Below are 23,438 nucleotides of genomic sequence, written 5' to 3' on the forward strand. Positions count from 1 at the left end.
GCGCAACTCGGTCGATTTAGCTAGATGGCGAGAAGGGCGTCGGCGTACCGGCGCCCTTCTTCCTTTTGCAACGCTCGTGCGCCCTTGGTCGTTGCGCGCTAGCTGGACGGGATGAACGGCCTGATGGCGTTGGCGACGCCGCTGATGGGCATCGTCTGCAGCCAGATGCGGCCAGGACCCGTGAGGACGGTGTTGAAGAAGCCCTCGCCGCCCAGCATCTTGTTCTTGAGGCCGGCCACCTGCTGGATGTCAATCGAGACCGTCGACTCGAAGCCGGCGACGTAGCCGGTGTCGACCACCATCTGCTGGCCCGCCTCGAGCTGGTACTCGATCAGGTCACCGTCGATCTCGGCGAAGGCGATGCCCGTGCCCGAGACCTTCTGCATGATGAATCCCTCGCCGCCAAATATGCCGGCGCCAACCTTCTTGTTGAAGAAGATGTCGAGCTTCACGCCCGGCTCGGCCGCCAGAAACGCGCTCTTCTGCAAGACAAAGGAGTTGCCGCTGAGCTGAATGGGAACGATTCTTCCGGGGAAGCTCGAGCCAAAGGCGATCATGCCGGCACCATGAGCGGTGTAGATGTTCTGGAACATGCTCTCGCCCGAAAAGGCCTTGCCAAACATCTTGCCGATGCCGCCTCCGACGGTTGTCATCTCCATGTTGGGCGTCATCCAGACCATGGAGCCCTTTTCGGTGATCATCTTCTCGCCGTCGGCCAGGTTGCAGAGCACGACGGGAAAGGCCCCGCCCTTGATGTCGTAGTTCATGATGCCCCCTCGGGTTGCTGCAGACTACACCGCCCCGACCCACTGGCGGGCCGGATTCTTTCCATTTTCCCACGCTGCGGCGCGCCCCGAACAAAGACAGCGGCACGCGGGCGTTAAGTTTTCGTGGGCGGAGGGCCAACGGCATCGCCCTCGAAACCCAAGAGTGCAAAGGTAGTCAATCGTAACTAGCAAATCAAAAGGGCAATCGGCCCGAGGGGAGCGGCCAATGGCGTCGAACGACGGCCTCCGCGGCAGCACGAAAACGAACGACAGCGCATTCCTTTCAAGCACGCACGGCGTGCTCCTGTTTGCGCTCTGCAGCTGTTTCCTGTGGGGCTCGGCCTTCCCCTGCACCAAGGTCGGCAATGGCCTGTTCGCGATCGCCCGGCAGGACACGGCATCTCAGCTGCTGTTTGCCGGCGTGCGCTTCGTTCTTGCGGGCACGATGGTGATAGCCGCCATGAGCGTCGCACGCGGACGGGCACTCGTCCCCAAAAAGCGCGACTGGAGCGCAATCGCGCGCCTGTCGCTGTTCCAAACCATCCTTCAGTACGGGCTCTTCTACCCCGGCCTCTCGCACGCGAGCGGCACGTCGAGCTCGATCATAGAGGCCAGCAGCACCTTTTTGGCCATCATCCTCGCAGCGGTCGTCTTCAGGCAGGAGCGCCTGACCCCACGTAAGGTCATCGGCTGCCTGGTGGGCTTCGCGGGAGTCGCCCTGGTCAACGTCAAGGCCGGTGGCACGTTCACGCTCTCGCTCGGAGGAGAGGGGCTCGTGTTCTTCTCGACATTCGCGGCGGCCACCTCGTCCTGCCTGATCCAGGGCCTCTCCAAGGACCACGACCCGGTTCTCCTGAGCGGCTGGCAGTTCCTTGTAGGCGGCCTGGCACTCACGCTCGCGGGGGCCTTCGCGGGCGGAACCCTGAGCCCCTGCGGCCCCGAGGCCATCGCACTTCTGGTCTACATGGGGTTCATCTCGGCGGCGGCCTACTCGCTCTGGTCGATGCTGCTTTCGGCAAACCCCGTCTCGCGCGTCACGGTCTTCGGCTTCATGAACCCGGTCTTCGGCGCCGGACTCTCCGCCCTCATCCTGGGCGAGAGGGCCAGCATCGACCCCGTGCGCGCGGGCCTTGCCCTCGCGCTCGTGTCCGCGGGCATCGTCGCCGTCAACCTGAAACTGCCCGCTCGTTCCGGCGGCACGGGACGGGCCACGCACGCCCGAAATGAGCTCGCGGGCATGCTGCGCAGGGGAATGCTTGAGCAGGAGGCTGCCGTGCGCGCCCTTACCGAGCGCCGCGCGGCATAGCGCCACACCAGGGACACGCGACCCAGCAACCAAAATCGTAGTGAAGGAGAATCATGCACAAGAGCAAGCTCATCAAGGACACCACGCGAGAAGAGCGCATCGCCATCGTGCAGGAGGCCCTCTCGTGGGGCGACGAGTGCGACGGGGCCAGCACGCAGGCCGCTTCCGTCGACAAGTTCTATCTTCCCTACATCGAGGGCGAGTGCGAGCTGCGCGAGCTCAACATGCGCAAGGCCAGCACGAGCTACGTGCTCAGCGGCAACGACCGCGGGCAGAACGGCCCTTCCTGCATGATGTAGCCCCGGGACACCCCGGCACGCAGGCCGAAGCCCCTACTCGGACTTGAGGCAGAGTATGTCCAGCGGCTCGACCGCAAAGGGCAGCTCGACGCGATAGAGGTCCATTGCCCGGTTCATCTGTGACACGGGCTCCCACGAGCCGGTCGCCTCGTCCCAATGGTCAGCGGCCTCCAGGGAGCACTCCCTGATAGGCTCCGTTGCGGAAAGCACCTGCAGGATGGAGCCGAAGGCTGCCCTGTTGCGGCACCTGACCTCACAGGAGTAGCCCCTGCCGCCGCCAAGGGGGGCGCACTTCTCGACCGTGGCAACCATGAGCCTGTCGCGCGCGTACTCCACGCGCCCCGGGTTCTGCGTGGGATTGCCGTAGAAGAAGCCCGTGGAGTACGGACGGTGGCTCACGGCGTCCAGCTCGCCCATCCAGGCGGAGGCGGGCTCGCCATCCAGAACGTGACGGTAGGCGTTGGTTACGCAAGCCGTGTAGTAGGCGCCCTTGGCACGACCCTCGATCTTGATGGCCGAGACGCCGGCTTGGGCAAGGTCGCCCAGGTGGTCGAGCATGCAGAGGTCGTTCGAACTGAGGATGTAGCTCCAAGACCCGTCGTATTCGACGGGCATGCGGCGCACGTCCGGCTGGGACTCCTCGACCAGCGCCCAGCCCCATCGGCAGGGCTGTGTGCAGGCGCCCACGTTCGCGCCGCGCTCGCGCCCCACGAGCTCGCTCGAAAGGAGACAGCGCCCCGAGAGGGCCATGCACATCGAGCCGTGGGCAAACACCTCGATCTCGAGCTCGGGCGAGAGGCGCTCGCGCAGGCGGGCGACGTCCTCGACGCTCATCTCGCGGGCGAGCACCAGGCGACGGGCACCCAGGCGCGCATACTCCTCTGCGGCACGCGCGTTCATGATGGAGGTCTGCGTCGAGGCGTGGATCTCGACGTGGGGGGCGTGCTCGCGCAGGAGCGAGATGGCCCCTAGGTCCGCCGCGATCGCCGCGTCGACACCTATCTCGTCGATAAAGTGCAGGTACTCGGGCAGCGCGTCGATGTCCTCGTCGCCCATAATCGTGTTGAGGGTCAGGTGCACGCTCACGCCCGCCGCATGGGCCTCCCGCACCGCCGCCACCAGTTGGTCGCGGTCGAAGTTCTTGCTGCGCGCGCGCATGCCCCAGCGGCTGCCCGCAAGGTAGACCTCGTCCGCACCAAAGTGAATGGCCTGGCGAAGCTGCTCGGGGCCGCCCGCGGGCGAGAGGAGCTTCATGGGCAGGGCTGATGCGGGGCGCTCATCCATCATTCATATCCGAATCCGGGCGCCTCGGACGGTGGCCGCGCGCCCCTTTGACGTGCGACGGCACCGTCGCGGCTCGTTTTCGTTCCAGCCCAGAGTACCTCACGCAAGGAGGCGCCGCGCGGCGTCGCCCTGCCCCGACAACAAACAAGCAGACCGCAGGGCGGCTATACTCGATTCGGCAGGCGGCCCCATCCAGAGACGAGGACGAAAGTGTCAGGCAAACACGCGCGCAACCAGAAGACCGACCCCGCGAATGCAGGCGAGAGCACGTCTTGCGAACGGCATAACCGTCCGAAGGCGGTGGCGGCAGCGCTTGTCCTGGCTGCCGTCTGCGCGCTCGCGGCGCCGGCAACGCGCGAGGCGCTGTTCTCGCTCCTTTCCCGCCAAAAGACCGCAAGCGCCCAACCCGCCGCAGAGGAGCAGGCGGGCGAGAAGGACGCAGGCGCCGAGGTCGACAAGGGCGCCGCAGACCCCAAGGAGAACCCGGCCGCAGCCGACGGGGAGGACAAGACCCCGCTCGAGACGGGCGCCGCGGCATCGATGGCCACCGTCACCAGCGACGCGGGCATCACGTCCTGCGCGCCCGAGGGATTCGTCGACACACCGACCTATCAGAACCTCGAGTCCGCCGTCGCGACGTTTCGCGCGAGCGGCTACGACATGGGCTTCGCCTTGGTCGACCTTTCGACCGGCAGGTCCATCAGCTACCAGGCAGACAAGCTGTTCTATCCCGCGAGCAGCTGCAAGGCGCTCTACTGCACGGCCGTGCTCGAGACCACCGGGGGCAGCGCCGCAAGCACCAGCGGGGAGACCATACAGAGCTGCATCGTCAACTCTGACAACGACGCCTTCCGCAGCCTGCTGAAGACCTACGGCTACCGTACCTGGGGCAACTGGCTCTCGAGCTACGCCCCCGAGTCCGCGCGCGAGGCCTACACCTACAACTACCCACACATGAGCGCCAACGGAATGCTGGGCTGCTGGAAGGAGATATACCGCTTCGGAACGTCCGGCGAGGCGGGCTCTGACCTTCTGACCTCATGCCTTGCGCAGTCCAACCACTCCGCCTGGGGAGGGCTGCTGCGCGACCGCTACACCGTCTGGTCCAAGCCCGGCTGGTACCCCGCCAACGAGGGGCTTGCCTCCACGGCGACCGCCGACAACGGCATCGTGTTCTCGGATTGCGGCGACTACGCCGTCGCGGTCCTCACCGACGCGCCCTCCGACTTCGACGCGCTCATGCCAGTGCTCGACGCGCTCAACGCCGCCCACGGCAAGATGTGCGGTGGCAGCTCCAAGCTCGTCCTGGCCTCACGGGGCGAGGGTGCCGCGGCCTAGGGCGGAGGCGCTTCTCGCCTTGGAAACATGGTCAGTCACGTTGCCTAGCCTTTTCCGCGAGCTTGCCATCCATACCGCGCACACGCCGCAACCGTATACTTCTTCCCGTTGCGTCTCGAACGCACCACGGCATGCGCGGCGGCGCAGGCCGGACAACGACATCCTGAAAGGACACCCATGAGTGAGACCAAGGATCCCAAAGACACAACCGTCCTCGTTACCGGCGGCGCCGGGTTCATCGGCAGCCACACGGTAGTCGAGCTACTCCAAAACGACTACCAGGTCGTCATCGTAGACGACCTGTCCAACGCGAGCGAGAAGGTCCTCGACCGCATCGACACCATCGTCGGCGAGGAGCATGCGAGGAACCTCTCGTTCTACCGCGCTGACGTGAACGACCGCGCTGCCATGGAGTGCGTGTTCGACGACAACCAGATAGACCGCGTCATCCACTTTGCCGGCTTCAAGGCCGTCGGCGAGTCCGTCACCAAGCCCATCGAGTACTACAGCAACAACCTGGGCAACACCCTCGTCTTGCTGGACGTCATGCGCGAGCACGGCTGCAAGTCGATCATCTTCAGCAGCTCCGCGACCGTCTACGGCGACCCCGACAGCCTGCCCCTGACCGAGGAGTCCCCCAAGAAGCCGGCCACCAACCCCTATGGCTGGACCAAGTGGATGATCGAGCAGATCCTGAGCGACCTGGTCGTCGCCGACCCCGAGTGGAACGTCGTCCTCCTTCGCTACTTCAACCCCATCGGAGCTCACCCCTCGGGACTCATGGGCGAGGACCCCAAGGGCATCCCCAACAACCTGCTCCCCTACGTCGCGCAGGTGGCCGTGGGCAAGCGCGAGTGCGTCCACGTCTTCGGCGACGACTACGACACCCCCGACGGAACGGGCGTGCGCGACTACATCCACGTGATGGACCTCGCCTCCGGCCACGTCGCCGCACTGAGCTGGATGAACGGCCGCGAGGGAGTCGAGATCTTCAACCTGGGAACCGGCAAGGGCACCAGCGTCCTCGAGATCGTCAAGGCCTTCAGCAAGGCCTGCGGCAAGGAGCTTCCCTACCAGATCGACCCGCGCCGCGCCGGCGACGTGACTGCGAACTACGCGGACTGCAGCAAGGCCAAACGCGAGATGGGCTGGGAGGCACAGTACGGCATCGACGAGATGTGCCGCGACTCCTGGAACTGGCAGCTCAAGAACCCCAACGGCTACGAGGAGTAAGAGCCCGTGCCCAACAACGAAGCCCAGAGCAGCGAGGCTCCCCTGGGCGTCCATGCAGCCGAGAAGCACATGGGCGCCCAGGGCTTCGTCGCCTACCTCGCCGAGAGGCACCAGGCAATAGAGGACGCGCTCAGGCGAACGCAGCCAAACGCCGGCAAGGCGGGCGAGCCCGGTGACGGGATCCGCCTCGACCTGAGCCGCTACCTCTACGACCCCCTCTCGCGCTTCACCTCCTCCGGAGGCAAGCGCACGCGCCCGGCACTGTGCATGCTGGGCGCCGAGGCCGTCGGGGCCGACCCCGCGCGCGCCCTCTCGTTCGCCTGCGCCGTCGAGAACTTCCAGAGCGCCGCGCTGATTCACGACGACATCGCGGACAAGGGCGAGCTGCGTCGCGGCGAGCCCTGCGTCCACGTGACCGAGGGCGTGGGCGTCGCCATCAACATTGGCGACCTCGCGCTCGTGAACGCCTCGCGCGTCGTTCTGGACGATGCGACCCTGGGTGCCGAGACCAAGCTCCGCCTGCTGCGCGAGCTCACTGCCCTTGAGGAGCGGACAATCGAGGGCCAGGCGCTCGACCTGGGCTGGGTCCGCGACGGTCGCTGGAACATCACGCCCGACGACTACCTGTACATGGCGGCGCACAAGACGGCCTACTACTCGGCCGCCGTGCCGCTGGCCGCAGGCGCCATCTGTGGCGGGGCGAGCGAGCGCCAGGTGGGGGCGCTGCGCGAGTTCGGCATGAGCTGCGGCCTGGCCTTCCAGCTTCAGGACGACCTCCTCAACCTCGTGGGCGACGCCGCCGCGCAAGGCAAGGACTTCCGCAGCGACATTACCGAGGGCAAGCGCACGCTCGCGGCCGTCTGGGCCCTCGCGCAGCTCGACGAAGACGAGCGAGCCGAGCTGCAGGCACTTCTTGACAGCGGAACGACCGATGAGGGCGACCTGGCCCGCACGGTCGAGCTCATGAGGCAATCGGGGGCAATCGAGCACGTGAGGGACGAGGCACGCCGACTCGTCGACGATGCCAAGGGCCGTCTTGCTTCTGCGGACTTTTTTCCCAAGTCATATGCAACGCTCATTTCTATGGCAGACTTTTTTGTCGAGCGCCTGGGCTAGGCGCCTAACGACAACGGATATCGGAGATTGACATGGATCCCATTCGCGAAGGCGCCAGCGGCGCCGCAGTTGAGGACATTCAGGAGCGCCTGGCGTCCCTCGGCTATGACATCGACGCAAGCGAGCGCGAGAGCAAGGCCTTCGGCCCCTCCACCGCTTCCGCCGTCGCGAAGTTCAGACTCGACCACGGAATGCAGTTGGGCGCCGAGATCGACGCCGCGACGTGGTCCGAGCTGGTCGACGCCTGCTACGAGCTGGGCGATAGGACCCTTTACCTGCGTCTTCCCAACCTTCACGGCAACGACGTGCGCGAGCTGCAGCAGAGGCTCAACATCCTTGGCTTCTCGTGCGGTGACGCAGACGGCTGCTTTGGCGTGCACACCGAGGCCGCGGTGAAGCAGTTCCAGGAGAGCCAGGGCATGCTTGCCGACGGCATGGCCTTCCCCGACACCTTCGACGCGATCGATCGCCTGCACCACGTGTGGGCGGGCAAGCCCGCCGCAGGTCCGCATCCCATGGGCGGCATGGGCTTCGCACGAGCGGCCAGCGTCCTGGACAACGTCCAGATCTCCATTGCTGCGGAGGACCCAATCTCGCGCAACGTCGCCGGCCGTATCTGGAACCTTGCCTCGGCCACCAGCGACAAGAGCGGACTTGACCTAATCGACAACGTCGATTCCCCGCGCGAGGGCGACACCGCCGTCATCCTGCTCTCGACGCAGCCCCTGCCCGACGGCAGCAAGCTCGCCAACCTCACCGCCGACGACGTTGACACCCTTCCGGCGCGCCTGCGCACCACCTGCGAGAGCCGCCGCGCTGCCGGCAGCAGGGTCCCCGTCATCCGCGTGGAGCTTCCCCACGGCCTGGGGTACGACGGCACCTTCACCATGGGCGACGCCCAGACCTTCGCGGTCATGCTGCTTGACGCCATATGCTCGGCTTTCGATTTCTGATAAACTGAGTGAGCGGTGGCTAGGCCGAGCCGCGCAAGGCGTGGCCAGGCCCCCAACGCTGCGAAGCATTGGGGTATCGTCCAGTGGTTAGGACACGGGTTTTTGGTGCCTGTAACCTAGGTTCGAATCCTAGTACCCCAGCCAACGCACCCTCGCCGGCGCCCATGGGGCGCCGGCTTTTTTCTTATCGAGAGCCCCTCCAAGACGTCGGCAGGACGCCAAGCGGCTGTGTGTAAATCGTCTGCATGCCGTCTGAAATGCGGTTCCGCCGATTCAGGCGATTATCATTAAAGAGCTGTGAACGCCACTTGATTGTTTGGGTGGCGCACGCCAAAACCGCTTACGCACACTGGAGGCCTCTACATGCCTGTAACCGCGATCGTCCTCGCAGCTGGCGAGGGAACGCGCATGAAGTCGCGCCACCCCAAGGTAATGCACCGCATGCTGGGAAAGCCCCTTGCCTGGTGGGCAGTCAACTCGGCGCGCAAGGCCGGAATCGAGCGAATCGTCCTCGTAGTCGGCAACGGCTCCGACGAAGTCCGCTCGTACTTCTCTGCTGACAAGGACGTCGAGTTCGTCGAGCAGACCGAGCGTCTGGGCACCGGCCACGCGGTACGCGTGGTGCGCGACGCCCTGGGCGGGTTCGGCGGCCCCGTCGTCGTCCTTTCCGGCGACTCCCCGCTCGTCCGCCCCGAGACCATCGAGGCGCTCGTCGCCAAGAGCACGAGCGAGCACAACGCCTGCACCGTCCTAACCATGACCCCGCCCGATGTGACCGGCTACGGCCGCGTCCAGACCGACGAGTCGGACGCAGTCCAAGGCATCATCGAGCACAAGGACTGCACGCCCGAGCAGCGCGAGAAGCTCCTCGAGTGCAATTCGGGCGTCTACTGCTTCTGCGGCCGTCGCCTGAGCCAGAACATCGACAAGGTCGGCAACGACAACGTCCAGGGCGAGTACTACCTGACCGACATGGTCGGCATCTACGTGGGCATGGGCGAGCCCGTTGCATGCGTCCACTGCGACGACTACTCCGAGCTTCTGGGCGTCAACAGCCGCATCCAGCTTGCACAGGCCACCAAGATCATGCAGCGCCGCATCAACGAGGGCCTCATGGCCCGGGGCGTCACCATGCTCGACCCGGATCAGGTCTGGGTCGGGCCCGAAGCCACGATCGGGCAGGACTGCGTGCTTCTCCCCCAGACCTTTGTCTGGGGCAAGACCTCCGTGGGCTGCGACTGCACCATCGGCCCGAACAGCCGCCTCGAGAACGCCACGGTCGGCAACGGCTGCACCGTGGACGAGACCATCATCGTGGACTCCTCCATCGACGACGACGTCAACTGCGGCCCCCGCGCCTACCTGCGCGGCGGCACCCACTTCTGCAAGGGCGCCAAGGCCGGCACGCACGTCGAGCTCAAGAACTCCACCGTGGGCGAGGGCTCCAAGGTCCCGCACCTCTCCTACATTGGCGACACCACCATGGGTGCCGGCGTCAACATTGGCGGCGGCTCAATCACCTGCAACTACGACGGTGTCCACAAGAACAAGACCTTCATCGGCGACGGCGCCTTCATTGGCTCCGACACCATGATGGTCGCCCCCGTCAGCATTGGGGCAGACGCCATCACCGGCGCCAGCTCCTGCATCACCAAGGATGTCCCCGCCGGCGCGCTCGCCATCGAGCGCTCTGACGAGAAGATCATTGCCGGATACGCCGCAAAGCGCCGTGAGCGTCTCGAGAAAGGGAACAAGTAGAGATGTACGAGAACCTGAGCCAGCCTCTCAACGTCGAGAAGAACATTCGACTCTACACGGGAACGGGCAACCCCCAGCTCGCACAGAGGATCGCGAACGTCCTGCACCTCGAGCTCTCCGGCCTCAAGCTCGAGAAGTTCGCCAACGGTGAGACCTACGCCCGCTTTGAGGAGACCGTCCGTGGCAGCGAGGTCTTCTTCGTCCAGTCCATCGCCGGCCAGAACGTCAACGACCTGCTCATGGAGACCCTGATCGTCGCCGATGCCGCCACGCGCGCGTCCGCCGCGAGCTTTACGGTGGTCATCCCCCACTACGGCTATGCCCGCCAGGACCGCAAGGCCGCCTCGCGCGAGCCGATTACCGCCCGCCTCGTCGCAAACCTGATCGAGGCCGCCGGCGTCGACCGCGTCATCGCGCTTGACCTGCACTCCAACCAGATCCAGGGCTTCTTCGACATCCCCGTCACGCACCTGACCGCCCTCTACCAGTTCGGCGACTACTTCAAGACCAAGAACCTCGACATGAATAACACCGTCGTCGTCTCGCCTGACATGGGCCGCGCGAAGGTCGCCAAGAAGCTCTCCGACTACCTGGGCTGCGAGGTCGCGATCGCCCACAAGAGCCGCCCGAAGCACAACGCCGCCGAGGTCATGGGCATTATCGGCAACATCAAGGGCAAGACCTGCATCGTCAACGACGACATGATCGACACCGCGGGCACCCTGGTGGGCTCCATCACCAAGCTGAAGGAGATGGGCGCAGGCGACATCTACATCAGCGCCACGCACGGCATCTTCTCGGGCCCCGCTATCGAGCGCCTCGAGAACGCCCCCATCGAGGAGTGCGTCGTCACCGACGCTATCCCCTGCGCCGTCGCCAACACCGTCGGCTCCAAGATCAAGAGCATCTCCATCGCCCAGGAGCTGGCCGACGCCATCTACGCGGTCTACGCCGACAAGCCGGTCTCCGGCGTCTCAGGCGGAAACTCCGAGATGTAATAGGCGGCCTCCAGCTCGCCTAGCAGCACGACACGCAAGGGCCGTCCCACTTGGGGCGGCCCTTTTTGCGCGGCGCCCCAAGTGGGACGGCCCTTGCGACCCACGGGGGCGCCAGCAGCGTCGCAGGTACAATATAAGATGAAGCCAGAAGAGAATCGCTGGACACGCACCAAAGGACACGTCATGGCCAAGCAGGCACAACCCAAAGAGATAAAGCTGATCTGCGGCCTGGGCAACCCAGGACCCGAATACGCGCGCACCCGACACAGCGCGGGCTTCGCAACCGTCGACGCGCTCGCGGAACGCTCGCACGTCTCGTACTGGAAGAGCCAGGCGGGCTGCGAGATGGCCGACGCCAAGCTGCGCGCGGGCGGCGAGCTTCATGAGGTCATCCTCGCCAAGCCGCAGAGCTACATGAACACCAGCGGCGGCCCCCTCTCCAAGCTCATGCGCGAGCTGCGCATATCGCCCCAGGAGATTCTGGTGGTGCACGACGAGGTGGACCTGCCCGTAGGGACCATCCGCGTCAAGTGGGGCGGTGGGCTCAACGCCCACAACGGGCTGCGCTCGATCGCAGACAAGCTCGGCACGCGCGACTTCGCGCGCCTGCGCTTCGGCATCGGCAGGCCGCCCGGAAAGATGAGCGTCGCCGACTACGCGCTGCGCCAGCTCAAGGGCAGCTTTTTAGACGAGTTCGAGGTCACCGCCCAGGACGCGGCCTCAGCCTGCGAGAAGTGCCTCGAGCGTGGGGTGCTCTGGTGCCAGGACAGCATCCGCTAGCGGGCGGGCAGGGTTTCTCGACGGCTTCTTCGGGCTCCTCGGCACCCGCACCCTCGGCGAGCCCCAAGCTCTGCCGAGCAATAGCGTCCAACAGCCAATACGTCACGCATTTTCGTGACTGGTTAGCTATCATGTCGAGTTGCGAGCGCACGGGGGGCGCTCGCCGTAACGGTATTCGCGGCGGTGCGCCGCTGCGCAAGTGGCAGTGTTTTGTGAGAGGAGTTCGTTGATGTACAAGATCCTCGAAAAGACGCAGTTCTCGGAGAAGGTCTTCAAGTTCCGCATCGAGGCACCAGAGATGGCCAAGCACGCCCACGCTGGCCAGTTCCTGATGGTGCGCCCGAACGAGAGCGGCGAGCGCGTTCCGTTCACGTTTGCGGACTGGAATGCCGAAGAGGGCTGGGTCGAGTTCATCTTCATGGTCGTCGGAAAGACCACGACCATGCTGTCCTCGTACGAGGCCGGAGATTCCCTGCTCGACGTCACGGGCCCCCTTGGCCAGCCCACCGAGATGGGTGACGGCAGGTGGTGCGTCATCGGCGGCGGCGTCGGCCTCGCCATCGCATTCCCGGTCGCTCGTCAGCTGGCGGCGACCGGCCACGAGGTGCACGCCATCATGGGTGCCCGCACCAAGGACCTCCTGCTGCTCGAGGACCAGTTCAGGGCCATCCTACCCGAGGACCACGTCCACATCACCACGGACGACGGCTCCTACGGCGAGAAGGGCGTCGTCACTGCCCCCCTCGAGCGTCTGCTGGATGCCAAGGCCGTCGACCAGGTCTTCTGCGTCGGCCCCGTCCCGATGATGAAGTTCTCCACGCTCACCGCCCAGAAGTTCGGCACCCCCATCACCGCGTCGCTCAACCCCATCATGGTCGACGGCACGGGCATGTGCGGCTGCTGCCGCGTCGAGATCGACGGCCAGACCAAGTTCGCTTGCGTCGACGGCCCCGACTTCGACGCAACGAAGGTCGACTGGGATGACCTTCGCGCACGTCAGGCTGCATACCGTACCGAGGAGGGCCAGTCCCTCAAGGCCTATGAGGAGGCGAACTGCGCATGCCACAGGTAAATGGTCGCTGGGTTGCCGACATGAAGGCACCCCGCACTGCAGACAACGAGGAGCCCGCAGAGGAGCGTGCCCGCGACTTCCGTCCGGTCGACCGCGGTTTCACCGAGGAGATGGCAGTCGCCGAGGCCGAGCGCTGCATGAGGTGCAAGAACCCCAAGTGCGTCCAGGGCTGCCCCGTCAACATCAACATCCCCGCCTTCATCGAGAAGATCGCCGAGAGGGACTTCGGCGCCGGCCTGGACATCATCCGCGAGTCCTCGATGCTGCCCGCCATCTGCGGCCGCGTCTGCCCGCAGGAGAACCAGTGCGAGGGTAAGTGCATTCGCGGCATCAAGTCCGAGCCCGTCGCAATCGGCCAGCTCGAGCGCTTCCTGGGCGACCAGCCCGAGCTCGCGAGCAAACCCGAGATGAAGCCCTCCAATGGCATGAAGGTCGCCGTGATCGGCTCCGGCCCCTCCGGCATCACCTGCGCCGGTGAGCTGGCGCGCAACGGCTTCGAGGTCACCGTCTTCGAGGCGTTCTTCACGGGCGGTGGCGTTCTGGTCTACGGTATTCCCGAGTTCCGTCTGCCCAAGGCCGTTGTCAAGCGCGAGATCGACGGCCTGAAGGACATGGGCGTCAAGTTTGAATTCAACTCCGTTATGGGCAACCTCGCTGATGCCGAGGAGCTTCTGGGCGAGAAGGGCTTCGACGCGATCTACGTCGCAACCGGCGCCGGCCTCCCCAAGTTCCTGAACATCCCGGGCGAGAACCTCCCCAACGTCTTCTTCGCCAACGAGTACCTCACGCGCGTGAACCTGATGAAGGCGAACAAGTTCCCCGAGTTCGACACCCCCACCAAGCATGGCAAGCAGGTCATCGTCTTCGGCGGCGGCAATGTCGCAATGGACGCCGTCCGCACCGCAAAGCGCCTGGGCGCCGAGCGCGCGATCATCGCCTACCGCCGCACCGAGGACGAGATGCCTGCCCGTAAGGCCGAGCTCCACCACGCCAAGGCCGAGGGCGTCGAGGTCATGCCGCTTGTCTCCCCCCTCGAGTTCCTCAAGGGCGAGGACGGCAACGTCTGCGGCGTGCGCGTGCAGAAGATGGAGCTGGGCGAGCCCGACGAGTCCGGGCGCCGTCGCCCCGTCCCCATCGAGGGGGCCGTCGAGGAGATTCCCTGCGACGTCGCGATCTCCGCAATCGGCACCAACGCCAACCCCTTCGCCAAGAAGATTGGCGGCATGGAGCTCAACAAGTGGGGCTACATCATCGCCGACGAGGAGACGGGCCGCACCTCCAACCCCAAGATCTGGGCAGGCGGCGACATCGTCACCGGCGCCGCAACGGTCATCCTGGCCATGGGCGCGGGCAAGAAGGCTGCCGCCGACATGACCAAGGTGCTGACGGACCAGGAGTAGCCAAGCGACGTCCCCCAAGCGGAAGGCGCGCGAAAGCGATTCAGACGGAGGCCGACCCCGAAGGGTCGGCCTCCGTTCTCAAACGAACGTTATGCCATGTGCATTTGGCCGTGCGACGCACAAGCGGCGCTTCGCACGGCCCCAGGCCCCGCCCATGCACTACCATTGACGAGGCAAGCCACACCCAAAGAAGGGGGACCTTTGATGCAGGACTACAAGCGCGAGTTCATTCAGTTCATGGTCGACAGCCACGTGCTCAAGTTTGGCGACTTCACGCTCAAGAGCGGTCGCAAGTCCCCGTTCTTCATGAACGCAGGCGCCTACGTGACCGGCGAGCAGCTCCTGATGCTGGGCCGCTACTACGCACAGGCAATCCACGACAACTTCGGCGACGACTTCGACATCGTATTCGGCCCGGCATACAAGGGCATCCCCCTGTCCGTCGTGACCGCCGTCGCCTATCACGAGCTCTATGGCAAGGAGATTCGCTATTGCTCCGACCGCAAGGAGGCCAAGGACCATGGCGCCGACAAGGGCCAGCTGCTGGGCGCCGAGCTGAAGGACGGCGATCGCGTCGTCATCGTCGAGGACGTCACCACCTCGGGCAAGTCGATCGACGAGACGTACCCCAAGCTGAAGGCCGCAGCCGACGTCGACGTCAAGGGCCTCATCGTTTCGCTCAACCGCATGGAGGTCGGCAAGGGCGGCAAGGTGTGCGCGCAGCAGGAGATCCAAGAGAAGTACGGCTTCCCCGTCACCAGCATCGTCAGCATGGCCGAAGTCGTCGAGGAGCTCGAGGGCTCGGTCATCACGCCAGAGCTCAAGGCCGCCATCGACGCCTACTACGAAAAGTACGGTGCGAAGGAGTAGACCTCGGGCCAAAGCCCCCATACGGCCGCGAGGGAGGTCGCAGGGACAAATATGAGACTGGTGGAGAAGCACGTACTTCTCCACCAGTCTTCCTTTCTCTTGCGGAGGCGCACGAGGCGCTGTGACACCAGCTCCCCACCCCTAGCGGTTGGCCTTGAGCGTCGCGAAGAGCTTTGTGTTGTGGCGCTTCACGAACGAGATGAACTTGCCCTCGCGATACGCAAGCGCAGCGTTCCTCTGCCTGATCGGCGCGAGCATCATCTGCATCATGCGGGAGTGCGGACGCGCCACGGCGACGGCAACCTGAGCTCGGTCAGTCGAGATCATGCGCTCGATCTCGGCCATCTTCTGGTGGACGCTCAGCGTGCACTTGGGGTTGCAGACGTTTTCGATGCAGCCCACGAGTCGCTCCGCATAGCGGCGCTGGACCATCTCCATGCTGGCAGCGTCACCGTCGAGTCCCCAGTGGTGGTAGAGGTCGAGCATCCAGCCATGCTCCTCCTCGCGCTTGTCGTACATGTCCGGCCTCCAGCGCGCGGTCTCGGACTCGCTGCGCTGACGGATGAAGTGGTAGTACGGGTGCGAGATGACGCCTACCTTCTGGACGTCGCGAATGTAGTCGAGCACGTAGGGAAAGTCGTCCCAGAACGTGGGACGGAACCTCAGCCCAAGCTCCTCGATGCGCGAGCGCAGGAACAGCTTGTTCCAGGGTGGATACAGCTGGTTCACGTCGAACAGTCGCCATGCGGCGGCGCGGAAGTCTGTCTGGGTTGCGAAGACCGCATCGGGGCAGTTCTTCACCTCGGTGGTGTGCTGGTCGGCGGCGCCGTAGTAGGTGTCGATGTAGAAGCCGGCAATGACCAGCTCGAGGTCATGCGCGTCGCCGAACTTGACCATGTCGGCGAGCATCTGGGGCTCCGCCCAGTCGTCGGCGTCGAAGAACATCACGTACTTGCCGCGGGCACGGTCAAGCGCATTGTTGCGTGCTGCCGGTGCGCCGCCGTTCTCCTGGTGGATGACCGTGACGCGGATGTCCCTGTCGGCGATGGAGTCCAGAATCTGGCCGGTGCGGTCACTCGAGCCGTCATCGACGGCCAGAAGCTCCCAATCCTCAAAGGTCTGGTGCTGCAGGCTCTCGACCGCCCTTCGCACGTACCTGTCGACGTTATACGCCGGCATGATGATCGATATCTTGGGCAACCTTGGGGTCATGCTGCGATATCTCCAGACCACGGGGTTCGAACTACACGGGCGAGGCCAAACGGGACTCGCCGCACAGGGTGATTATCGCCTAGCGCGCAAGCTGCCATGTGAACGTGGCGTGATTATCAAAGGATTTCAGCAGATTCACAGACCGAGGAACCCGTGAACGTCACTGCGCGGCGACCAGGATTCCCAGCTGGACGCCAAGCTGCACGGGGTCGAGAACCGATCGCGTCCCGCCCGCACCGTTGTCCTCCGACGTGACGGCGGCGTCGAAGTGCTGGAAGTTCGCGACACCGATGGACTGGACGAGCTCGGCGAGGCTCATCATGTCGCTAACGCTCATGTCGGTGTTGATGGACGAGAAGATGTCGGACGCGGACCCCAGGATGGCCGAGACGCCATGCCCCTTGAGCGCAGCAACCTTGTCCCAGACGTCCTCCGTCGCGACGACCACGTGGGTCATCCTCAGGTTTGACGCACCGGCGATGGGGACGATGCAGGCGGAGGGCCCCTGCTCCTGGTAGAGCTCGGCCAGGGTCGTCTCGGTCTCGCCGTTCGCGACCTTGGTGTCCAGGGGAATCGACGCGATTGCGGCCGTACGGGCCGTCGCGTCGAGCGTGAGGATCTCGGCACGCTTCAGCTGGGGCTTCTCGGCGCTCACGTCGTCAACGGTGAGCACGAGGACGTTAGTGAACGAGTGCGACGAGAAGGAATAGCCATCTGGGCTGGTGGCGCCCTCCTGGGACTTGACCGCACTGCCGAGGGCCTCGTCCGAGATGCGGGTCGGCTGGTTCGCCTTGCCCCAGAGGCTAGACACCACAAGGGCGAGCGCGACGAAAATCACCACGAGGACGGCAACCGCCACCGGGTTGAACTTAGGATCGTAGTGCCAAACGTCCGTGCGCTCGAACTTCTCGCGCTCCTTGAAAAGCATGGTGCCTCCCTGCAGCCAATCGTTTCTGTACCGATGATACCCAATGAGAGGGGACGCCGCCCCCGGAATGCCCCGGAGGCGGCGTCCCGCCATGCTTTTGGCAGCCAGGCTACGCCTTGCTGGCGTCGCTGACCGAGTCCTGCAAGAACTCGTAGGCCTCGGCATCGGTGTAGCCCTCGTGGACTATCTTACCGACTGCCTGCGCCATCTGGACGGGATACGGGCTCTGGAAGATGTTGCGCCCCATGTCAACGCCGCGAGCACCCTTGCGAATGACGTCGAAGGCAAGGTGAAGCGCGTCCTTCTCGGGAAGCTTCTTGCCACCGGCGACGACGATGGGCACGGGACAGGCGGCAACGACCTCCTCGAAGTCCTCGCAGTCGTAGGTCTTCACCATCTGGCAGCCCATCTCGGCTATGATGCGCGTCGCAAGCTTGAAGAAGCGGCCCGTGCGCTCCATGTCCTTCCCCACCGCGCAGACGCCGAGGGTCGGAATGCTGTAGCGGAAGCCCGCGTTGATGGTGCGGCTGAGGTTGTCGATGCTCGAGAGCTGCCCGTCGCCTCCGATGAAGGTCTGGACGGCCATGCAGTCGGCGTTCAGGCGGATCGCGTCCTCGATGTCGACGGCAACGACCTCGTGGGAGAGATCCTCCTGCAGCATCGAGGAGCCCGAGGTGGTGCGCAGGGCGACGGACTTCACAATCTCGGGCGGCACGCAGTCGCGCAGGGCGCCGCGCGTCCCCATGAAGACGTCGATGTAGGGCGCGAGCCTGGGGAGCAGCAGGTCAAGGCGCTCGAGACCGGCCGTGGACCCCATGAAGTAGCCATGGTCGAAGGCGAACATGACCGTGTTGCCGCTCTTGGGACTGAAGATGTTAGACAGGTGCTTCTTCATGCCCCAATCGAGGCTGTTCGCGCCCTTGACGTAGAAGCCCCTGTCGTTGGCGAACGGGATGTCAACGTGGTAGTCCTTTGCCACCTTGACCCCATCGAGATCTGCCATGGTGCGTTCCTTTCTGCGTTTCCCGCAAGAGGAGGGCCGGCGGGCGAGCCCGTCGACCCTCCGCGTTACAGATCCGAGAAGTAATTAGAAGTCGTAGTCGCCGACGTTCTTGGAGGTAAAGACGAGGCGCTCGGGGAGCAGGATTACGCCGTTGTTCTCGTCTGCAGTCTTGGCGCCCTCAGAGATCGAGTCATTGGCCAGAACCTCGCACTCGCCGATGTCGGGAATGTCGATCTTGTCACCGACCTTGACCTTGTTGCCCGCCGCAAGGAACGCCGAGACGTAGCACCCCATGGCACCCTGCAGGCCGCAGTCCCAAAGGCCCCAGTTGTAGATCGTGCCGTGGTCGCAGAAGTCCTTGATGGACATGGGCGACGCGAAGCCGGTAATCGTGATCTTCTGGGCATCGTAGCCCTTGTTCTCGGCGGCCTGGCACTGGCCAGGCAGGGCCGTGGAGTCGTTGCAGATGATCAGGTCGATGTCCGAGTAGGCGTCCAGGATGGACTCGCCGATGGAGATGGCCTTCTCGGCGTCCTGCTCGGAGTAGTAGTTGTCCTCGTGGACGTTGGTCCAGTTGGGATACTTCTCCTTAATGACCTTCTCTGCCGCGACGTGCCAGGAGTTCTGGTCGGTAACGGTCGCCTGCGAGTAGTGCCAGACGTACTTGATGGGGTCCTTCTCGGGATCCTTGCCGCGCTGCTTGAGACCGTCGACGGACATGTCAATGAGCATCTGGCCCAGGATCTCGGGCGTGCCCTGGGAGACCATGAGCGCGCGATCTTCCGGGTTGGCGTCGGAGTCCCAGGCGCAGACGGTCACGCCCGCGTCAGCTGCGGCCTTCAGCGCGTCGGAGACGCCTGCCGCGTCGACCGTCGAGATGCACAGCGCGTCCACGCCCGCAGCGACGACGTTGTTGATGACGGAGACCTGCGCGGAGACGGACGCCGTCGCGTCTCCCTGGTAGTCAACGGTGAAGCCCCAGTCCTTGGCGTGCTTCTGGGCACCGTTGTTGGCGGACTCGAAGAAGGCGTTTCCGGTCACCTTCGGGATGAAGGCAACGGTCTTACCCTTGATGTCGCCGCCCTCGGACGCGCCGGAGCCAGAGGAGCCACCGTCTGCGGGGGCCTGGCCGCCGCAGCCCATGAGCCCAAGACCCAGGAGCGCAACCGTGGAACCACTTGCCTTGACAAAGCTACGACGTGAAAGCTGACTCATAAAACTACCTCCAAATGCTGTAACCCCGCCCTATACCTTCGCTACTTCCTTCTTGCCGAGCAGCGACTTCAGCCAGGGAAGGACCCCCATGCTTCCGGCTGCCGAACGGCCAAGAATGATCACCATCAGCAGGACGCCGATGGGGATATCCAGATACTGCGTACCGACCTTGAAGCAGAGCGGCATGCCAAAGCGCACGAGGCCGATCGCGAACGATGCGAGCGCCACGCCGATGACGGAGCCCTTCCCGCCGGTGACCAGCGTGCCGCCCAGAACGACTGCAGTAATGATGTCCATGGTGAGGTCGGCGCCGAGGTCGGACTTCGCGGTGCCGAGATACGAGGTGAGAAGGACGCCAGCGATTGCCGCGAAGAGTGCGCTGAGCATGTAGGTGCTCATGACCGTGCGGCGCGTATTGATGCCGGAGTACTCCGCGGCGCGTGGGTTGGTGCCCGAGAGGATGACCCTGCGGCCATACTTGGTCTTGTTGAGCAGGACGAACGAGAGCGCCAGAAGGAGCAGGAAGACGAGCATCTGGAGCGGCACCATCCCGAAGAGCTTGTAGGTGCCCAGGAACTTGAAGTCGCTCGGGAAGCCGCTGATTCCCTGGTAGCTCTCCGTACTCGAGAAGGTCGAGATGATCAGCGCGAGGCCGGAATACAGGAAGCTGCCGCCGAGCGTGACGACCATCGCCTGGACCCCGCAGTACGCAATCAGGAACCCCGAGAACGCCCCGCACAGGACGCAGACCACGATGGCCAAGGCCACCGCCCCCCAGATGGAGAGACCCCAGTCCTGCCACGCGACGCCGACGATGATCGAGGTTAGGCCCACCAGGGAGGCGACCTGGATGTCGATTCCGCCGGTGATCATGACGAACGTGACGGCCGTGGAGATGATGAAGACGGGCAGCGAGTCGTTCAGGCTCGTAAAGAGGAGCGTGGGCCTCAGGAACTTGGGGTTCGCCGCGCCGAACACGATGAACTCGGCGATGATGAGCCCGATAAGCAGGAGATTCCAGCTGCCCTGCCCCGCGCACAGGCGGGACCAGACCCCTCTTGCGCCGCCAGAGACCTTAGCCATGGCTACTCGCCTCCCTTCAGGCCCTCGTCGTCTGATCCGACGCGCGCCGCCAGACGAGCATGACGGTTCTTCCGGGCGCTGCGCACCTGAATGAGCGCATCCACGACGACGATGACGATCAGGATGATTCCCGTAATCGCGTTGTCGTAGTTCGACGAGAAGCCCATGAATACCAGCAGGTAACTGATGGATGCCATGATGACCGCTCCCACGGCCGATCCGATGACCGAACCCACGCCACCAGCCAGGCTGATGCCGCCGAGCACGCAGGCGGCAACCGCCTTCATCTCGTAGCCACTGCCGGAGGTCGAGGTCACGAATCCGATGCGGCTGCAGAAGATGATGCCCGCGATTGCCGAGAGCACTCCGCAGATCACGTAGGCCAAAAGCATCGTGCGCGTCGAGTTGATTCCGACCAGGTTCGCACCGTCCCTGTTGTCACCGACCGCCTTGAAGTTGTGGCCTCCTTTGGTCTTTTTCAGCAGGAGGTGGATCGCAATGGTCACGAGGACGACGCCGCAGTAGTAGACCGTGAGGTCGCCCACGGCGGTGACGGCCGAGAAGTCCTTGAAGGCCTTGGGGAGGTTCTCGACCCACGCGCCACCGGCTATGAGGTACATGAGGCCGCGCAGCACGCCGTTGGTCCCCAAGGTGAAGATGAGGGAGGGTGCCTTCATGACAGCGACGCCCCAGCCGTTGATAAAACCTATGAGCGCGCCAATCGCGATGCCTACCAGGACGGCGACGGCGACGCCCTGCCCATCGCGAAGCATCATGCCGACGACCGTCGCGACCAGGCCGAGGTTGGAACCAACCGAAACGTCAATCTCGCCGATGAAGAGCGTGAACGCCATGCCGACGGCGACGAGCGTGTAGACGACGGCTGTGTTGAAGCACGCGGAGACATTGGACCCGTTTAGAAACGCAGGGTTGATGGCCCCTACGACAAGGAACAGCGCGATCAGAAACAGGATCGAGCTTATCTCCCTCGCCTTGAGCGCCTTCTTGATGACTTCCATAACCGTGCCTCCACCTACTTCCACAGACTGGGGTGCCTCTCGTCTAAATGGCTTTTGCCGACTCGCGGTCAAGAGCGCCGAACGAAGCGGCCATGAGGTTGTCCTGGGTTATCTCGTCCTTCGAGAACTCGCAGTTGATGCGCCCGCGATACATGGTCACCGCACGGTCGGCAAGCTCGACGATCTCTTCCATGTCAGACGAGATGAGGAGGATGGAGACGCCGGTCTTGCGCAACTCCTGGAGGACGGCGTACACGTCGCCTCGCGCAGCCGCGTCGATTCCGCGCGTGGGCTCGTCAAGGATGACGAGCTTGGGGCCAGTGGCGAACGCGCGCCCGATGACAATCTTCTGCTGGTTGCCACCAGAGAGGCTTCCGACCTCCTGCGCGAGCCCCGTGACCTTCGTGCGGAAGTCGTCGACATAGGACTGGGCGACGGCGTCCTCCTTGCCCTTGCTCAGCAGGAACGAACCTATGCGCCCACCGCCAAGAAGTGCGGAGGTCGTGTTCTCGGCAACGTCCCTCAGGCCAAAGATTCCGTAGTTGAAGCGGTCCTCCGACACATAGTTAAGGCCCGACGCGATGACCTGCTTGGTCGACTTGCCCGTGATGTCCCTCCCGTTGAGGAACACCTTTCCGCCCAGGACCTTGTCGCGCCCGAAGATGGTGGTCGCCATCTCCGTGCGCCCCGCGCCCACAACGCCGGCAAGGCCGAGCATCTCGCCTGGATAGACCTTGAGGTTCACGTGCTTGAAGCCGAAGCCCGAGAAGTCCCTCAGATCAAGGACCGGCTCGGCGTCGTAGTCGATTACGTTGGGACATGCGCCGCTCTTGCGGCGGATCTTCGCCGCATTGGGAGGCAGAAGCCCTTTCACCAGGTCGTCCTTGGTGAAGTCGCGCACATCGCCGGCCGTCGCGATGATGCCGTCGCGCATGATGCAGACGCGGGTGGCAATCTCGAAGACCTCGCTGAGGCGATGCGTGATGTAGATGATGCCGATGCCCTTCTCCCTCAGGCCTGTGACGACCGAGAAGAGCGCCTTCACCTCGTCGAAGGCAAGGGCAGAGGTGGGCTCGTCCAGAATAAGGACCTTGGACTTACGCATGATGCCTCGCAGGATCTCGACCATCTCCTGCTCGGCGATGGAGAGCGTCGAGGCCTTGCGCGTGAGTTCGAGGTGCCAACCGACCTCGTCCATCGCCTCGGCGAGCTCGCGGTCGAGCTCGGCCTGCGGACGGTCGAAGCCGATGGTGATGTTCTCGGCCACGGTCATGTTGGGAAATAGCAGCGGCTCCTGGGGAACCATGTAGACGCTGCGCGACAGCGCCTCTTTAGTGCTGTTGTGCTCGACCTTGACGTTTTCGACGAAGATCTCTCCGGCGTCATGTCCGTAGATGCCCATGACGATCTTCATGAGCGTCGACTTGCCCGCCCCGTTGCCACCAATGAGGGCTAGCACCTCGCCGGGCTCCAGGTCGATGCTCACGCCCTTGAGGACCGCATTGCTGCCAAAGGACTTGTAGATGTCGCGGACCGACAGGAGCGTGCTTTCTGGAGTGTATGGCTCTGGAGTCCTAAGCATCCCGTCACATCTCCCTTGCGTACATATCGCGTTACGCCTGGACATATGTTTTCCGTTGCTATTGTTTACGACAAAGGTAGCCACTTGTTTCATTTGTCGGACATACGGTAGTGATTTGCGGGTGCGCGGCAAGCGGGTATTTTGCGGCGGCAAACGGTGCCAGAAGAGCCGCCCAAAGTGGCCCCTTTTCTCATAATCACGTTATTTACCTCGTACTTTATT

21 protein-coding genes and 1 tRNA gene are annotated in these 23,438 nt (G+C 64.2%); 13 read left to right on the top strand and 9 right to left on the bottom strand.

The features are described from left to right. Positions 1–98: 98 nt before the first annotated feature. Complete coding sequence (locus BMY31_RS05065) at positions 99–767, bottom strand: TIGR00266 family protein (protein ID WP_091008929.1); 669 nt, start codon at positions 765–767, stop codon at positions 99–101. A 226-nt stretch (positions 768–993) separates the two neighbouring features. Between BMY31_RS05065 and BMY31_RS05070 the strand changes: the two genes are divergently transcribed. Beyond that, positions 994–2,073 (top strand): DMT family transporter, encoded by a 1,080-nt coding sequence (locus BMY31_RS05070; RefSeq protein WP_091008932.1) that lies wholly within the window; start codon positions 994–996, stop codon positions 2,071–2,073. 53 nt (positions 2,074–2,126) lie between these two features. Next, entirely contained in the window at positions 2,127–2,372 is a 246-nt protein-coding gene (locus BMY31_RS05075; RefSeq protein WP_078687502.1) for a hypothetical protein, read from the top strand. A 33-nt stretch (positions 2,373–2,405) separates the two neighbouring features. Here the strand turns inward: BMY31_RS05075 and BMY31_RS05080 are convergent, their stop codons facing one another. Further along, positions 2,406–3,659, bottom strand: a complete 1,254-nt coding sequence (locus BMY31_RS05080) for a U32 family peptidase (RefSeq protein WP_219334857.1) — start codon at positions 3,657–3,659, stop codon at positions 2,406–2,408. Between the two features lie 207 nt (positions 3,660–3,866). On the opposite strand from BMY31_RS05080, the gene BMY31_RS05085 reads away from it, so the two are divergent. The 11 genes from BMY31_RS05085 to pyrE all read left to right on the top strand — a co-directional run bounded on the left by BMY31_RS05085 (position 3,867) and on the right by pyrE (position 15,174). Continuing rightward, complete coding sequence (locus BMY31_RS05085) at positions 3,867–4,994, top strand: serine hydrolase (RefSeq protein WP_143802940.1); 1,128 nt, start codon at positions 3,867–3,869, stop codon at positions 4,992–4,994. Positions 4,995–5,171: 177 nt separating this feature from the next. Next, the gene (gene galE, locus BMY31_RS05090) at positions 5,172–6,227 is read left to right on the top strand and encodes a UDP-glucose 4-epimerase GalE (RefSeq protein WP_078687499.1); all 1,056 of its coding nucleotides are present in this window, start codon (positions 5,172–5,174) and stop codon (positions 6,225–6,227) included. Between the two features lie 6 nt (positions 6,228–6,233). Next, the gene (locus BMY31_RS05095) at positions 6,234–7,343 is read left to right on the top strand and encodes a polyprenyl synthetase family protein (protein ID WP_257612377.1); all 1,110 of its coding nucleotides are present in this window, start codon (positions 6,234–6,236) and stop codon (positions 7,341–7,343) included. Between the two features lie 32 nt (positions 7,344–7,375). Further along, positions 7,376–8,296: a peptidoglycan-binding domain-containing protein gene (locus BMY31_RS05100; protein WP_091008938.1), complete on the top strand. Its 921-nt coding sequence runs from the start codon at positions 7,376–7,378 to the stop codon at positions 8,294–8,296. Positions 8,297–8,365: 69 nt separating this feature from the next. Further along, positions 8,366–8,440, top strand: a tRNA-Gln gene (locus tag BMY31_RS05105). Positions 8,441–8,659: 219 nt separating this feature from the next. Beyond that, on the top strand, positions 8,660–10,054 hold the full coding sequence (gene glmU, locus BMY31_RS05110; protein ID WP_078687497.1) for a bifunctional UDP-N-acetylglucosamine diphosphorylase/glucosamine-1-phosphate N-acetyltransferase GlmU: 1,395 nt from the start codon (positions 8,660–8,662) through the stop codon (positions 10,052–10,054). 2 nt (positions 10,055–10,056) lie between these two features. After that, on the top strand, positions 10,057–11,052 hold the full coding sequence (locus tag BMY31_RS05115; RefSeq protein WP_078687496.1) for a ribose-phosphate diphosphokinase: 996 nt from the start codon (positions 10,057–10,059) through the stop codon (positions 11,050–11,052). Positions 11,053–11,235: 183 nt separating this feature from the next. Next, a complete protein-coding gene (pth, locus tag BMY31_RS05120; protein WP_180371364.1) occupies positions 11,236–11,832 on the top strand; it encodes an aminoacyl-tRNA hydrolase in 597 nt (198 codons plus the stop codon). Positions 11,833–12,061: 229 nt separating this feature from the next. Further along, positions 12,062–12,904, top strand: a complete 843-nt coding sequence (locus tag BMY31_RS05125) for a sulfide/dihydroorotate dehydrogenase-like FAD/NAD-binding protein (RefSeq protein WP_078687495.1) — start codon at positions 12,062–12,064, stop codon at positions 12,902–12,904. Continuing rightward, entirely contained in the window at positions 12,892–14,304 is a 1,413-nt protein-coding gene (gene gltA, locus BMY31_RS05130) for an NADPH-dependent glutamate synthase (protein WP_091008941.1), read from the top strand. Before BMY31_RS05125 ends, gltA begins: the two co-directional genes overlap by 13 nt. A gap of 204 nt (positions 14,305–14,508) precedes the next feature. Continuing rightward, entirely contained in the window at positions 14,509–15,174 is a 666-nt protein-coding gene (pyrE, locus tag BMY31_RS05135) for an orotate phosphoribosyltransferase (protein WP_078687493.1), read from the top strand. Positions 15,175–15,315: 141 nt separating this feature from the next. On the opposite strand, the gene BMY31_RS05140 is transcribed toward pyrE, so the two are convergent. From BMY31_RS05140 to BMY31_RS05170, 7 genes are all read right to left on the bottom strand, one after another. After that, complete coding sequence (locus BMY31_RS05140) at positions 15,316–16,386, bottom strand: glycosyltransferase family 2 protein (protein WP_078687492.1); 1,071 nt, start codon at positions 16,384–16,386, stop codon at positions 15,316–15,318. Between the two features lie 160 nt (positions 16,387–16,546). Beyond that, positions 16,547–17,314, bottom strand: coding sequence for a hypothetical protein (locus tag BMY31_RS05145; RefSeq protein ID WP_091008944.1), 768 nt, complete (start codon positions 17,312–17,314; stop codon positions 16,547–16,549). 109 nt (positions 17,315–17,423) lie between these two features. Then, on the bottom strand, positions 17,424–18,317 hold the full coding sequence (gene lsrF, locus BMY31_RS05150; RefSeq protein WP_078687490.1) for a 3-hydroxy-5-phosphonooxypentane-2,4-dione thiolase: 894 nt from the start codon (positions 18,315–18,317) through the stop codon (positions 17,424–17,426). A gap of 84 nt (positions 18,318–18,401) precedes the next feature. After that, positions 18,402–19,532 carry a substrate-binding domain-containing protein gene (locus BMY31_RS05155; RefSeq protein ID WP_091008946.1) on the bottom strand — a complete coding sequence of 377 codons (1,131 nt, stop codon included), beginning with the start codon at positions 19,530–19,532 and terminating at the stop codon, positions 18,402–18,404. A 30-nt stretch (positions 19,533–19,562) separates the two neighbouring features. Next, positions 19,563–20,615, bottom strand: coding sequence for an ABC transporter permease (locus BMY31_RS05160; RefSeq protein WP_078687488.1), 1,053 nt, complete (start codon positions 20,613–20,615; stop codon positions 19,563–19,565). 2 nt (positions 20,616–20,617) lie between these two features. Further along, positions 20,618–21,634: an ABC transporter permease gene (locus tag BMY31_RS05165; RefSeq protein WP_091008949.1), complete on the bottom strand. Its 1,017-nt coding sequence runs from the start codon at positions 21,632–21,634 to the stop codon at positions 20,618–20,620. A gap of 43 nt (positions 21,635–21,677) precedes the next feature. Next, entirely contained in the window at positions 21,678–23,216 is a 1,539-nt protein-coding gene (locus BMY31_RS05170) for a sugar ABC transporter ATP-binding protein (RefSeq protein WP_078687486.1), read from the bottom strand. Positions 23,217–23,438: the final 222 nt, after the last annotated feature.

This window comes from Parafannyhessea umbonata, from assembly GCF_900111255.1.
GTDB classification, from domain to species: domain Bacteria; phylum Actinomycetota; class Coriobacteriia; order Coriobacteriales; family Atopobiaceae; genus Olsenella_J; species Olsenella_J umbonata_A.